At 68.2% G+C, this 12701-nt stretch carries 11 protein-coding genes; 6 read left to right on the top strand and 5 right to left on the bottom strand.

The window, feature by feature from the left end; all coding sequences use genetic code 11:
* Positions 1–82 precede the first annotated feature (82 nt).
* Positions 83–1042: an MBL fold metallo-hydrolase gene (locus ACV22V_RS20745; RefSeq protein WP_448015371.1), complete on the top strand. Its 960-nt coding sequence runs from the start codon at positions 83–85 to the stop codon at positions 1040–1042.
* A 182-nt stretch (positions 1043–1224) separates the two neighbouring features.
* Positions 1225–2592, top strand: a complete 1368-nt coding sequence (locus ACV22V_RS20740; protein WP_448015369.1) for an MFS transporter — start codon at positions 1225–1227, stop codon at positions 2590–2592.
* A 396-nt stretch (positions 2593–2988) separates the two neighbouring features.
* Here the strand turns inward: ACV22V_RS20740 and ACV22V_RS20735 are convergent, their stop codons facing one another.
* The gene (locus ACV22V_RS20735) at positions 2989–3789 is read right to left on the bottom strand and encodes an SDR family NAD(P)-dependent oxidoreductase (protein WP_059525315.1); all 801 of its coding nucleotides are present in this window, start codon (positions 3787–3789) and stop codon (positions 2989–2991) included.
* Between the two features lie 140 nt (positions 3790–3929).
* On the opposite strand from ACV22V_RS20735, the gene ACV22V_RS20730 reads away from it, so the two are divergent.
* Positions 3930–4889, top strand: a complete 960-nt coding sequence (locus ACV22V_RS20730) for a GlxA family transcriptional regulator (RefSeq protein ID WP_448015367.1) — start codon at positions 3930–3932, stop codon at positions 4887–4889.
* 74 nt (positions 4890–4963) lie between these two features.
* Positions 4964–6112, top strand: coding sequence for an epoxide hydrolase family protein (locus tag ACV22V_RS20725; RefSeq protein WP_448015366.1), 1149 nt, complete (start codon positions 4964–4966; stop codon positions 6110–6112).
* Between the two features lie 127 nt (positions 6113–6239).
* On the opposite strand, the gene ACV22V_RS20720 is transcribed toward ACV22V_RS20725, so the two are convergent.
* Together ACV22V_RS20720 and ACV22V_RS20715 are read right to left on the bottom strand one after the other, a co-directional pair.
* Complete coding sequence (locus ACV22V_RS20720; protein WP_059450233.1) at positions 6240–6731, bottom strand: 2,4'-dihydroxyacetophenone dioxygenase family protein; 492 nt, start codon at positions 6729–6731, stop codon at positions 6240–6242.
* A 99-nt stretch (positions 6732–6830) separates the two neighbouring features.
* Complete coding sequence (locus ACV22V_RS20715; protein WP_059690021.1) at positions 6831–7796, bottom strand: LysR family transcriptional regulator; 966 nt, start codon at positions 7794–7796, stop codon at positions 6831–6833.
* Between the two features lie 105 nt (positions 7797–7901).
* Between ACV22V_RS20715 and ACV22V_RS20710 the strand changes: the two genes are divergently transcribed.
* The gene (locus ACV22V_RS20710) at positions 7902–9260 is read left to right on the top strand and encodes an aspartate aminotransferase family protein (RefSeq protein ID WP_059690022.1); all 1359 of its coding nucleotides are present in this window, start codon (positions 7902–7904) and stop codon (positions 9258–9260) included.
* Between the two features lie 48 nt (positions 9261–9308).
* On the top strand, positions 9309–10826 hold the full coding sequence (locus ACV22V_RS20705) for a CoA-acylating methylmalonate-semialdehyde dehydrogenase (RefSeq protein WP_448015364.1): 1518 nt from the start codon (positions 9309–9311) through the stop codon (positions 10824–10826).
* Between the two features lie 132 nt (positions 10827–10958).
* Here ACV22V_RS20705 and ACV22V_RS20700 read toward each other — a convergent pair whose 3' ends face one another.
* The gene (locus ACV22V_RS20700; protein WP_059468071.1) at positions 10959–11333 is read right to left on the bottom strand and encodes a COG4315 family predicted lipoprotein; all 375 of its coding nucleotides are present in this window, start codon (positions 11331–11333) and stop codon (positions 10959–10961) included.
* Positions 11334–11674: 341 nt separating this feature from the next.
* Positions 11675–12607 (bottom strand): AEC family transporter, encoded by a 933-nt coding sequence (locus ACV22V_RS20695; RefSeq protein WP_059525708.1) that lies wholly within the window; start codon positions 12605–12607, stop codon positions 11675–11677.
* Between the last annotated feature and the right edge of the window lie 94 nt (positions 12608–12701).

The following is a 12701-nucleotide window of genomic DNA, read 5'->3' as shown; positions in this document are numbered from 1 at the left end:
ATTTGTCATTGACAAATAATCGACGCGGGCAGATGATCCGCTCACTCCCCTCAACACATGGCTCGCAGCCACGGAACGCAACATGGCCAAAGCATTCGCCTCCCAAGCCGATCTGGAAGAGAAGAAAGTCACCTGGACGCAGCTGTCCGAGAACGCGTACGCGTACACCGCCGAAGGCGACCCGAACTCGGGCGTGATCATCGGCGACGACAGCGTGCTGATCGTCGACACGACCGCGACGCCCGCGATGGCGCAGGACCTGATCGCGAAGATCCGCAGCGTGACCGACAAGCCGATCAAGCACGTCGTGCTGTCGCATTACCACGCGGTGCGCGTGCTCGGCGCGTCCGCGTATTTCGCCGAAGGCGCGCAGCACGTGATCGCGAGCCGCGGCACGTACGAGATGATCGTCGAGCGCGGCGAGGCCGACATGAAGTCGGAGATCGAGCGCTTTCCGCGCCTGTTCGCGGGCGTCGAGACGGTGCCGGGCCTGACCTGGCCGACGCTCGTGTTCGAGCGGGAGATCACGCTGTTCCTCGGCAAGCTCGAAGTGAAGATCATGCACGTCGGCTCGGGCCACACGAAGGGCGACACGATTGTCTGGCTGCCGTCGCAGAAGGTGCTGTTTTCCGGCGACCTGGTCGAATACGACGCGGCCTGCTATTGCGGCGACGCGCAGCTCGAACAATGGCCGGCCACGCTCGAGGCGCTGCGCGCGCTCGGCGCGGAAAAGCTCGTGCCGGGCCGCGGCCCCGCGTTGCTGAATCCGGCCGAGGTCGAGAAGGGCCTCGACTACACGAAGGATTTCGTGACGACGCTGCTCGCGCAGGGCCGCAAGGCCGTCGAGCGCAAGCTCGACCTGAAGGCGTCGATGGCGCTCACGCGCGAAGCGATGGATCCGAAGTTCGGCCACGTATTCATCTACGAGCACTGTCTGCCGTTCGACGTGTCGCGCGCGTTCGACGAGGCGAGCGGCATCACGCATCCGCGCATCTGGACCGCGCGGCGCGACAAGGAAATGTGGGACGCGCTGCAGGACTGAGCGGCTCACCGCGGCGCGGCGTCCAGGCGGGCGTCCCGCCGTTTTTCTGACGGCGCCTGAACGACGGCGGCATTGGGCCGCGGGTCGGGGCGCCGGCTTCCGGTCTCACAAGAAAGCAGGGCGCACGTACGCCCTCGGAGACTGCTGCGCGCTCGAATCGCGCGGCCCGTTTGGAGAGAGACATGCCCCAATCGCTTCCCGCCGAAGCGACGATCGCGCACGCGAGTGTTGCGGCGTCGGCTTCCGCATATGAATCCACACCGGCGTCGGACGCCGGCGACGCGCTGCTGTTCCGCAAGATCGCATGGCGGATCGTGCCGTTCCTGTTCCTCTGCTACGTCGTGTCGTTTCTCGACCGCATCAACATCGGTTTCGCGCAGTTGCAGATGAAGCACGACCTCGGCTTCAGCGATGCGATGTACGGCCTCGGCGCCGCGGTGTTCTACGTCGGCTACGTCTTCTGCGAGGTGCCGAGCAACCTGCTGCTCGCGCGCTTCGGCGCTCGCCGCACGTTCACGCGGATCATGCTGCTGTGGGGCATCGCGTCGACCGGGATGATGTTCGTGTCGCAGCCGTCGCATTTCTACGTGCTGCGCTTCCTGCTCGGCGTGTTCGAGGCCGGCTTCTTTCCCGGCATCGTGCTGTACCTGACCTACTGGTTTCCGGCGAACCGCCGTGCGGCGGCGATCTCGGTGTTCTTCGCGGGCGTCGCGGTGGCCGGCGTGCTCGGCGGCCTGATGTCGGGCTGGATCATGCGCGACATGAGCGGCGTGCTCGGGCTGCACGGCTGGCAATGGATGTTCGCGATCGAAGGTGCGCCGGCGATCGTGCTCGCGTGCTTCGCGTTCACGTATCTGGTCGACCGGCCGCAGGACGCCGCGTGGCTCACGTCCGACGAAAAGGCGCGCGTCGCCGCGCTGTGCGGCGACGGCCGTGCGCATGGCGCGCACGACACACGCAGCCTGATGGCCGCGCTCGCGAACCCGCGCGTCTATCTGTTCGCGTTCATCTACTTCTCGCTGACCTGCGCGTCGCTGACGCTCAATTTCTGGATGCCGCTGATGATCCGCGATTTCGGCGTGACCGACGTCGTGGCCGTGAGCCTCTACACGGTCGTGCCGAACGCGGTCGGCGCGGTGGGGCTGATCCTGATCGCGCGCCGCTCGGATCGCACCGGCGAGCGCCGCAAGCACTTCGCGTGCTGCACGATCGGCGGCGGGCTCGCACTCGCGGCGCTGACGCTGCACCTGCACAGCTTCGCGGCGATGCTCGCGTGCCTGTCGATCGCGGCGACGCTGATCTTCGCCGCGCTGCCGATCTTCTGGGCCGTGCCGACCCGCTATCTGTCAGGCAACGCGGCCGCGGCCGGGATCGCGCTGATCAGCAGCATCGGGATCACGAGCGGCATCGTCAGCCCGTGGGTGATCGGGCTGATCCGCACGCGCACCGGCAGCATGGATCTCGCCGTGTATCTGCTGGCCGCGCTGCTCGCGCTGAGCGGCGCCGCGCTGATGCTCGGCGTGAAGGGCGAACCCGCGCGGCGGGCCTGAACCACGGCCGGGCGCTGATCGTGATCGCGGCGGCGCCCGGACCGCAAGCGCGAGCGTCGCTGCCGTCGGCCGCAATCAGTTCGCAGGCCGCGACGACGTGCGGCGCGTCGAGCGGGCGCCCACTCGCCTCGGGTGTGATGAATCGGCGGTCGGGCGCCGAGGCGCGCTCGACATGCGGCGGGAAGTGCACGGCAGGCAGCGTGGTGTGCCGCGTTCCGTCGGACGCCGCCACGCGCTGCGTGCCGGCTTAGGCGAAAACGACGAACGCGCCGGCCGTGCCGAGGGTCCGGAATGCGTCGCGGCGTCGACGGCTGCGGTGGCGCAAGCGCCGTCGGCGCGCTTCGATTCGGAAGCGTCGCGCCCGGACAGCACGGGCGCGACGCGGGTACTGCGCGACTAGCGCGCAACCGCATAGCGCGGCGCCGGCGAATCCGTCGACAGGTGCGGCGCCATCGTGCGGCGCGCGGCCTCGTACGCATCCCATTCGCCGGCCGCGTGCAGCGACGGAATCGTCACGAGTTCGCCGCGATCGAAGCCGACCAGCGCCGCGTCGACGAGGTCGGACGCCGACATCACGATCTCCTTCGGCAGGTGTTCGAGCGGCAGGCCGCCGGTTTGCCAGAACTCGGTCGCCGTCGCGCCGGGCAGCACGGCCTGCACCTGCACGCCTTGTTCCGCGAGTTCGTGGTGCAGCGACTGGCTGAACGCGAGCACGAATGCCTTGCTGCCGCCGTAGACGCCGTTGAGCGTTTCCGGCGACAGCGCGACGATCGACGAGATGTTGATCACGGCGCCGCGGCCGCGTGCGACGAAGCCGGGCACGGCGGCATAGGTCAGGCGCGTGAGCGCGGTCACGTTCAGGTCGATCATCCGCGTCATCGCGTCGACGTCGCTGTCGAGCAGCGGCGCGTGCGTGCCGACGCCGGCGTTGTTGACGAGCAGCGTGATGCTCGCATCCTGCTTCAGCTTCGCCTCGACGGCGGCGAGCGCCGCGCGGTCGTTGAGGTCCGCGCCGACGATCTCGACGCTGCGCTGCGTGTCGTTCGTGATGCGCTCGGCGAGCGTGGCCAGCCGGTCGCGGTTGCGCGCGACCAGGATCAGGTCGTAGCCGCGGCGCGCGAGGCGGTCCGCATAGATTGCGCCGATGCCGGACGATGCGCCGGTAATGACGGCGGTACCGCGATGTGCTTCAGTCATGATGTCGCTCCATGTCGAGGAAAGGGTGAGTGCGTGAAGGCATTCTGGCCTCGAATCGCGGCGACACAAATGACGTAGATGGGTATGATTTCGGACATCGGGTTGGTCGTGACGATCATGCCCCGCTACTGGAGATACGCATGCACCGCATCGGTTTTCTGATCAGCGACGGCTTCCAGATCATGGCGCTCGCCGCGCAATCGGTGTTCGAGTACGCGAACATGGTCGCGGGCGAGCCGTTCTACGTGATGGACAACTATTCCGTCGACGGCGGCGACGTGCGTTCGTCGCTCGGATTGCCGGTCGCGACGCGCGCGCTGCGCGGGCGGATCGACGTCGATACGTGGATCGTCGCGGGCGTCAACGATCCGCTCGCGTCGCCGGCGCCGGCCGGCGTCGTCGCGTTCCTGCGGCGCGCGAACGCGCGCGCGCGGCGGATCGCCGGCATCTGCACGGGCGCGTTCGTGCTCGCCGAGGCCGGGCTGCTCGCGCAGCGCCGCGCGACGACGCACTGGGCGTACGGACGCGGCATGCAGCAGCAGTTTCCGGACATTCGTGTCGAGGAGGACCGGATCTACATCGTCGACGGCCCGATCTGGACGTCCGCCGGGATGACGGCCGGCCTCGACCTGGCGCTCGCGATGGTGGAGAAGGATCTCGGCGCGGACACCGCGCGCTCGGTCGCGCACAAGCTCGTGATGCACCAGCGCCGTGCGGGCGGACAGTCGCAGCATTCGGAAATGCTGGACCTCGCGCCGAAATCGGACCGGATCCAGAACGCGCTCAACTATGCGCGGCGGAATCTCGGCCGCGCGCTGACCGTCGAGGAACTGGCCGACGCCGTCCACCTGAGTCCGCGCCAGTTCAGCCGCGTGTTTACGCTCGAAACCGGGCAGTCGCCGGCGAAGGCGATCGAGCGGCTGCGGCTGGAAGCCGCGCGGCTGATGATCGAGCAGAGCCGGCATTCGCTCGATGTGATCGCGAAGGAGAACGGTTTCCGCGACCGGCGCCACCTGCGCGATGCGTTCGTGCGCGGCTTCGGCGTGCCGCCGCAGGCCGTGCGGCGCGACGCGCGGGCGGATACGCGCGAAACGGGCTGACGCTCGCGGGCGCGCCGCCAGCGCGGGTCGGAAAAATCGCGCAGAATCTCCGGCATTCCTCGCGAGGAGACACCATGCACGCCGCCCCGTTCAGCATTGCGATTCCCGATCACGCGCTCGATGACCTGCATCGGCGCCTGCGCGACACGCGCACACCGGTGCTGACACCCGCCGCGCCGTGGCAGCAGGGGGTGGATGGCGCATGGCTGCACGAACTGGTTGCATACTGGAGCGAGCGCTTCGACTGGCGTGCGGCGGAGCGTGCGCTGAACCGGCAGCCGCAGTTCGTCGCGGACGCAGGCGGGCAGCGTGTGCATTTCATCCATCGGCGTGGGGTGGGGCCGAAGCCGTATCCGCTCGTCATCACGCACGGCTGGCCGGGCTCCGTACTCGAATTCGACGCGCTGATCGATCGCCTGTGCGATCCGGCCGCGTTCGGCGGCGATCCGCACGACGCGTTCGACGTGGTCGCGCCGTCGCTTCCCGGCTTCGCGTTCTCGCCCGCGCCCGCGGCACCCGGCATGTCGGCATTTCAGGTCGCCGACCGCTGGGCGACGTTGATGTCCGGGCTCGGATATCGCCGCTTCGGCGCGCAAGGCGGCGATCTCGGCGCGGGCGTGTCGATTGCGCTCGGCGCGCGACATGCCGACGTGGTGAACGGCATCCATCTGAACTATCTGCCCGGCAACTACGAGCCGCCGACCGACGCGGCTTCCCCGCTGACCGAAGACGAACGCGCCTTCGTGACGCAGCGCGGAGAGTGGGTCGCGCTGGAGGGCGGATACGCGCACGTGCACATGACGAAGCCGCAGACGCTGGCCGTCGCGCTCAACGATTCGCCGGCCGGGCTGGCGGCATGGATCGCCGAGAAATTCCGCACGTGGAGCGATTGCGATGGCGACGTCGCCAAGCGGTTTTCGCACGACACGCTGCTGACCGGTATCTCGCTCTACTGGTTCACCGGCTGCATCGGCTCGTCAATGCAGATGTATTGGGAAAACCGGCTGCAGCCGATGCGCTTCGCGGCCGGGCAGCGCGTGGCGGCGCCCGTCGCGTTTGCGCGGTTTCCGAAGGAAATCAGCCGTCCGCCGCGCAGTTGGGTCGAACGGGTGTTCGACGTCGTGCAGTGGACCGACATGCCGAGCGGCGGCCATTTCGCCGCGATGGAGGAGCCGGAACTGCTGGCCGACGATATTCGCCGATTTTTCCGGCGTTTTCGCTAATGCCGCCGGGGGCGGCTTGGGTGACGAAGTGCGCCGGCGGTCATTCATGTGCGTGTTGGCGAGTGCATGCGCCGTGCGGATCGTGACGCGACGATGTCGCCCGTCTTGCCGTGCGATTACCGCGTGATTACCGTGTGACAAACGGCGCCGCATCGTGCGGCGCGGTGCGCGCATGCTTGCGCTGGCGCAGCAGCGCGACGCGGCAATTCTCGCGCGCGGTTTCGCGGCCGTCGTCGTCGAGCAGCACCAGATCGCCGCGCATCACGTTGAGCGTGATCACGTCGTCGCCGGGCGCGCCGAGCGTTTCCGGCGTATGCACCGACCCGGCCGGTTCGAGCACCGTCGAGCCGGCCTGCGCGATCCACTCGTATTCGCGGTAGCGCCACGCACCCTGCAGCGTATGGACGAAGACCTCGCCGTCGTGGCGATGGCGCGGCAGCGTGCCGCCGGCCGGCATCTTCAGCAGCGCGGTCAGCGTGTCTTCCGCCGCATTGATATGCAGATACTTGATCGCGAGCCCCGGCAGGTCGGCGCTCATCGGCAGCCATGGCAGCGCGTCGCCGGGCAGGCACGAAATCGGCGGCAGGTCGGTCGGGAGCGGGGCGGACGGCTGCGTCATGGCGGGGGGCGAGCGGAAACGGGAAGTGCGCATTATCGCAGAGCCGGATCGGGCCGCAGCCTCTGGTCGGACGGCGCCGCCAGCGAAACCTGAACGTGGCTACGCGTCGCTGCCGTCGCCGCCCGGCCGCGCCACCGCATGCGCCGCGTCGAGGCACGACTGGAACAGCAGCGCCGCCCGTGTCGGTCGCGGCGAGCGCCGCAGCAGGCTCACGAACCGGCACCGATAGTTGAAGCGGTGCGGCGCGATCGGTTGCATCAGCCCCTTGTTTTCGAAGCTCTCCGCGTAATGGTCGGGCAGGAAGCCGAGATAGCGGCCGGACAGGATCAGCGTCGCGATCGATTCCTGGTCCGATGCCGTCGCGCTGCGCGTGAGCTTCGCGCGATGGCTCAGCTCCATGTTCGGCGAATGAAAGCCGAGGCCGGCGAACGCGTGGTTGCGGATCGTCGTCCACGTGAGCTTGCCGTGCGGCGCGTCAAAGAGCGGATGCTGGCGGCCGCAGTACAGCAGCATCCGTTCGTCGAACAGTTCCGAATACACGAGGCTGCCCGAGCTGCGGTGCGCGGGGATGATCCCGACCTGATAGCTGCCGTCGATGATCCCGCGCTCGACCTCGTTGATCGACGCGACATGCAGGTTCAGCGCGACGTCGGGCGCTTCGTCCGTGAACTGGCGGATCGCGTCGCCGAGCCGTGCGTTCGGGTTGGTGGCGGTCTTGTCGAATACGGCGACGTGCAGTTCTCCGCCCATCTTGTCATGAATGCCGTCGATCCTGCTGCGAAATGCCTCCATTGACGCGAGCAGTCGCAAGGTTTCCTCGTATACCGTCTGCCCCTCTGCGGTCAGCGTGAAGCCCGCTCGGCCGCGCCGGCACAGCACGAGGCCGAGGCGCGTTTCCAGATCCTTCACGTGCCGACTGATCGTCGAGATGCCGATATTCAGCTCGAGTTCGGCCGCCGCCATCCCGCCGCACTGCACGACGCCCTTGAAGACCCGCAGCAGCCGCAGATCCATGTCGCTGAGCTGCCCGAGCAGCGCGCGGCTCTTCGGTTTCTTTGCTTGCATAGTTGCGCAAGTGAACATTGATATTGCGATATTGAAGAGACTAATTGGCCTCCCGACAATGCGCAACATCATCACAAGAAGGAGGGGCGCGCCGCGCCGACCGACATGACCGACACGATCACCGCCAGCCAGCAGGACGAGACGAACCTCCGCACCGACGCCGCCTGGCTCGACGCCCACTGGATGCCGTTCACGGCGAACCGCCAGTTCAAGTCCGATCCGCGCATGATCGTGTCGGCCAAGGACGCGTATTTCACGGATGGCGAAGGCCGCAAGATCTTCGACGGCCTGTCGGGCCTGTGGTGCACGGGCCTCGGTCACGGCCGCACGGAAATCACGGAAGCCGTGAGCCGCCAGGTCGCGCAGCTCGACTACGCGCCGGCGTTCCAGTTCGGTCATCCGAAGTCGTTCGAGCTCGCGAACAAGATCAAGGACCTGACGCCGGCCGGCCTCGACTACGTATTCTTCACGGGCTCGGGCTCGGAAGCGGCCGACACGTCGCTGAAGATGGCCCGCGCGTACTGGCGCGCCAAGGGCAAGGGCACGAAGACGCGCCTGATCGGCCGCGAAAAGGGTTATCACGGCGTGAACTTCGGCGGCATCTCGGTCGGCGGGATCGGACCGAACCGCAAGCTGTTCGGCCAGGGGATCGACGCCGACTTCCTGCCGCACACGCAGCTCGCCGAAAACCGGTTCTCGCGCGGCATGCCCGAGCATGGCGCCGATCTGGCCGACCGCCTGCTCGACCTGATCGCGCTGCACGACGCATCGAACATCGCGGCCGTGATCGTCGAGCCGTTCTCGGGTTCGGCGGGCGTGGTCGTGCCGCCGAAGGGCTATCTGAAGCGCCTGCGCGACATCTGCACCGCGCACGACATCCTGCTGATCTTCGACGAAGTCATCACGGGCTTCGGCCGTGCCGGCGCGATGACGGGCGCCGACGCGTTCGGCGTGGTGCCGGACATCATGAACTTCGCGAAACAGGTGACCAACGGCGTGCAGCCGCTCGGCGGCGTGATCGCGACGAAGGAAATCTACGACACGTTCATGGCCGCGGGCGGCCCCGAGTACATGCTCGAGTTCCCGCACGGCTACACGTATTCGGCGCACCCGGTCGCGTGCGCAGCCGGCGTCGCGGCGCTCGACCTGCTGGTGAAGGAAGACGCGGTGGCCCGCGTGCGGGATCTCGCGCCGTATTTCGAGGCGGCTGTGCACGGGCTGAAGGGCCAGCGCCATATCACGGACATCCGCAACTATGGGCTGGCGGCGGGCCTGACGATCGCGGCGCTGCCGGGCGAGCCGGCACGGCGCCCGTACGAGATCGCGATGCGCTGCTGGGCGAAGGGTTTCTACGTGCGCTACGGCGGCGACACGATCCAGCTCGCGCCGCCGTTCATCTCGGAGAAGCGCGAGATCGACAACCTCGTGAACGCGCTGTCCGACGCGCTGAACGAAGTGAACTGAGCGCGGCCCGTGCCGCGCGACAACCGAATTCACGACAGAGCCAGAACCATGAAACACGACAGCAATGTGACCTCCACCGTCGGCCATCTGATCGACGGCAAGCGCGTCGACGGCGGCAGCCGCGTCCAGCCGGTGTTCGACCCGGCCACCGGCGAATCGCACAAGAGCGTCGCGCTCGCCGACAAGCTGACCGTCGAAGCGGCGATTGCGTCCGCGCAGGCCGCATTCCCGGCGTGGCGCAACACGCCGCCGCTGAAGCGCGCGCGCGTGATGAGCCGCTTCAAGACGCTGCTCGAGGAGCATGCGGACGAGCTGTGCGCGCTGATCACCGCCGAGCACGGCAAGGTGCTCGCCGACGCGATGGGCGAATTGCAGCGCGGCATCGAGAACGTCGAATACGCGACCTACGTGCCCGAGTTGCTGAAGGGCGAGCACAGCAAGAACGTCGGCCCCGCGATCGATTCGTGGAGCGAATTCCAGGCGCTCGGCGTCGCGGCCGGCATCACGCCGTTCAACTTCCCGGTGATGGTACCGCTGTGGATGTGGCCGATGGCCGTCGCATGCGGCAACACGTTCGTGCTGAAGCCGTCGGAGCGCACGCCGTCGTCGACGCTGCGCATGGCCGAGCTGGCGCTCGAGGCCGGCCTGCCTCCGGGCGTGCTGAACGTCGTGAACGGCGACAAGGAAGCGGTCGACACGATCCTGACCGACCCGCGCGTGAAGGCGGTGAGCTTCGTCGGCTCGACGCCGATCGCCGAATACATCTACGCGACCGGCTGCGCGCACGGCAAGCGCGTGCAGGCGCTCGGCGGCGCGAAGAACTTCGCGGTCGTGATGCCCGACGCCGACATCGGCAACGCGGTGAACGCGCTGATGGGCGCCGCGTACGGCTCGTGCGGCGAGCGCTGCATGGCGATTCCGCTGGTCGTCGCGATCGGCGACGAAACGGGCGACAAGGTGATCGACGGCCTGAAGGCCGAGATCGCGAAGATGAAGGTCGGCCCGGGCAACGGTGTGGGCGTCGACATGGGGCCGCTCGTCACGAAGCAGCATTTCGAGAAGGTGACGGGCTTCGTCGACGCGGGCGTGGAAGCGGGCGCGACGCTCGTCGTCGACGGCCGCGGCGTGAAGGTCGACGGCCACGACGGCGGCTACTACCTCGGCCCGTGCCTGTTCGACAACGTGAAGCCCGGCATGCCGGTCTATCAGCACGAGATCTTCGGGCCGGTGCTCGGCGTGATCCGCCTGAAGTCGCTCGACGAGGCGATGGCGCTGATCGACGCGCACGAATACGGCAACGGCACGTGCCTGTTCACGCGCGACGGCGAAGCGGCGCGCTACTTCAGCGACAACATCCAGATCGGCATGGTCGGCATCAACGTGCCGCTGCCGGTGCCCGTCGCGTATCACTCGTTCGGCGGCTGGAAGCGCTCGCTGTTCGGCGACCTGCACGCGTACGGCCCGGATGCGGTGCGTTTCTACACGAAGCGCAAGACGATCACGCAGCGCTGGCCGTCGGCCGGCGTGCGCGAAGGGACGGTGTTCAGCTTCCCGTCGAACCGCTGACGCGCGATCCGGCCGCGACGTGACGCCATGCGGCCGGCGTAAAGACGCACAGGCCCGCCCCGATCGACGACCGGGGCGGGCCTTTTCACACGTGCGGCGGCCGTGCCGACACTGAAGACGGGGAAGGCACGCTTAGGGCGCGACCACGTGCCACATGTTCTTGAAGTTGTCGCCGTTGCGGTCGCCCTGTTTCATGTCCTTCGCGAAGAAATACAGCGGCTTGCCCTTGTAGGCCCATTGCGGGCTGCCGTCGTCGCGCTTGACGATCGTGTAGGGGCCGACCGGGACGTCGGTCGCGCTGGCCTTGTAAGGCGGCCAGATCGATTCGCATTGGCCCGTGCAGGCGCTGGTGCCGGCGTTGGGCTTGTCCTTGTCGAATGCGTAAACGGTCATGCCGTTCGCCGCGACGAGCGCGCCGTTTTCGACCTTGGTGATCGAGCCTTGAGCCGAGGCCGAAACGGACGCCATGGCGAGCACGGCGGAGCTGACGAGCAGCACGGCTTTCATGATTACCTCCTTGTGGTCCGGTGGGCGGCGCAGCCGCACGCATGGCCGGGCGTGCGCGCGACTGCGGGGAATGGTGCCGGAACGCGGCGCCGTGGCCGCCGGTGCGAGCGACGTGAAGTCGAATGGCGGAGGCACGGACCCGCTTCATTCACCATAGGCGGTTTTTGGCGGGGCTGCGAGAAGAACGGGGGGCGCATCGGCGATGCGTGTGTCTCGCGCAACGACGCGGCGGTTGCGCGCGTGCGGCGGGATTCGGCATCCGTCCCCGAACCTTCGCGGGTCGAACGGGCCCCGGCGGCGCGCTTTCACGACGGATAGCGACGCGCCGCGATGCCGTGCCGTCAGCGAAATACCGGCGCCGACGCGAGCGCCGTCAGCACGGCCGGCATCGCAAGCGCGGCGGCGATCGTCTGGAACGCGGTGATGCCGGCCATCAGCGGCGCGTCGCCGCCGAGCTGGCGGGCCATGATGTACGACGAGGACGACGTCGGCAGCGCCTGGAACAGCAGCGCGATGGTCAGCGCGGCATCGCCGAGCCCGAACAGGCGGCCGGCCGCGAGCGTGGCGAGCGGCATCGCCATGAACTTGAACGCCGACGCGATGCACATCGGCTGCATCCACTCGCGCGCCGCGTCGAACTTCAGCGCCGCGCCCACGCACAGCAGGCCGAGCGGCATCGAGGCGGCGCCGAGCGCGCGCACGGCCGGTTCGACGGCGGCCGGAAACGCGATGCCGGCGACCTGCATCGCGATCCCCAGCGCGCACCCGACGACCAGCGGATTCGACAGGATCTGGCGCACGAGCGCCCACGCGCCGAGCCGCGTGTCGCCGTAGCGCGCGAACACCAGCACGCACATCAAATTCACGGTCGGCACGATCGCCGCGACGCACACGGCCGCGAGCGCGATTCCGTGCGCGCCGAAGAGTCCGGCGGCGAGTGCCGTGCCGACATAGTTGTTGAAGCGCACCGCGCCCTGGAACACCGACGTGAACCCGGCGCCGTCCACAGAAACGAAGCGGCGGACCAGCAGCAGAAGCGCCGCGACGAGCACGGTCGAACCGACCAGCGCCGCCGCGAGCGGCAAGACGGGCAGTGCCTGCAGCCGCGCGTTCGCGAGGCCGTTCGCGAACAGCGCCGGCAGCAGCACGTAGTAGCAGAGCCGCTCGGCGTGCGGCCAGAATGCATCGCCGATGAAGCCCGTGCGCCGGAGGCCGTGGCCGAGCGCGACCAGCAGCGCGACCGGCGCGAGCGCGAGCAGGATCGGGCCGATCATCGACGCGCCTTCAGGCGACACGGGCCGGACGGCAGGCGCGAGGAGCGGCGGAACGAAGCGGGAATCCATCCGGCGGGCAACATGGCGGCACGCA

The organism is Burkholderia sp. AW33-5, assembly GCF_053427615.1.
This window is presented reverse-complemented; position numbering and strand designations above follow the sequence as displayed.

Excerpts from the sequence above, each read along its gene's own strand:
- ACV22V_RS20745 (WP_448015371.1), top strand. The coding sequence starts at position 83 with ATGGCCAAAGCATTCGCCTCCCAAGCCGATCTGGAAGAGAAGAAAGTC.
- ACV22V_RS20740 (WP_448015369.1), top strand. The coding sequence starts at position 1,225 with ATGCCCCAATCGCTTCCCGCCGAAGCGACGATCGCGCACGCGAGTGTT.
- ACV22V_RS20735 (WP_059525315.1), bottom strand. The coding sequence starts at position 3,789 with ATGACTGAAGCACATCGCGGTACCGCCGTCATTACCGGCGCATCGTCC.
- ACV22V_RS20730 (WP_448015367.1), top strand. The coding sequence starts at position 3,930 with ATGCACCGCATCGGTTTTCTGATCAGCGACGGCTTCCAGATCATGGCG.
- ACV22V_RS20725 (WP_448015366.1), top strand. The coding sequence starts at position 4,964 with ATGCACGCCGCCCCGTTCAGCATTGCGATTCCCGATCACGCGCTCGAT.
- ACV22V_RS20720 (WP_059450233.1), bottom strand. The coding sequence starts at position 6,731 with ATGACGCAGCCGTCCGCCCCGCTCCCGACCGACCTGCCGCCGATTTCG.
- ACV22V_RS20715 (WP_059690021.1), bottom strand. The coding sequence starts at position 7,796 with ATGCAAGCAAAGAAACCGAAGAGCCGCGCGCTGCTCGGGCAGCTCAGC.
- ACV22V_RS20710 (WP_059690022.1), top strand. The coding sequence starts at position 7,902 with ATGACCGACACGATCACCGCCAGCCAGCAGGACGAGACGAACCTCCGC.
- ACV22V_RS20705 (WP_448015364.1), top strand. The coding sequence starts at position 9,309 with ATGAAACACGACAGCAATGTGACCTCCACCGTCGGCCATCTGATCGAC.
- ACV22V_RS20700 (WP_059468071.1), bottom strand. The coding sequence starts at position 11,333 with ATGAAAGCCGTGCTGCTCGTCAGCTCCGCCGTGCTCGCCATGGCGTCC.
- ACV22V_RS20695 (WP_059525708.1), bottom strand. The coding sequence starts at position 12,607 with ATGATCGGCCCGATCCTGCTCGCGCTCGCGCCGGTCGCGCTGCTGGTC.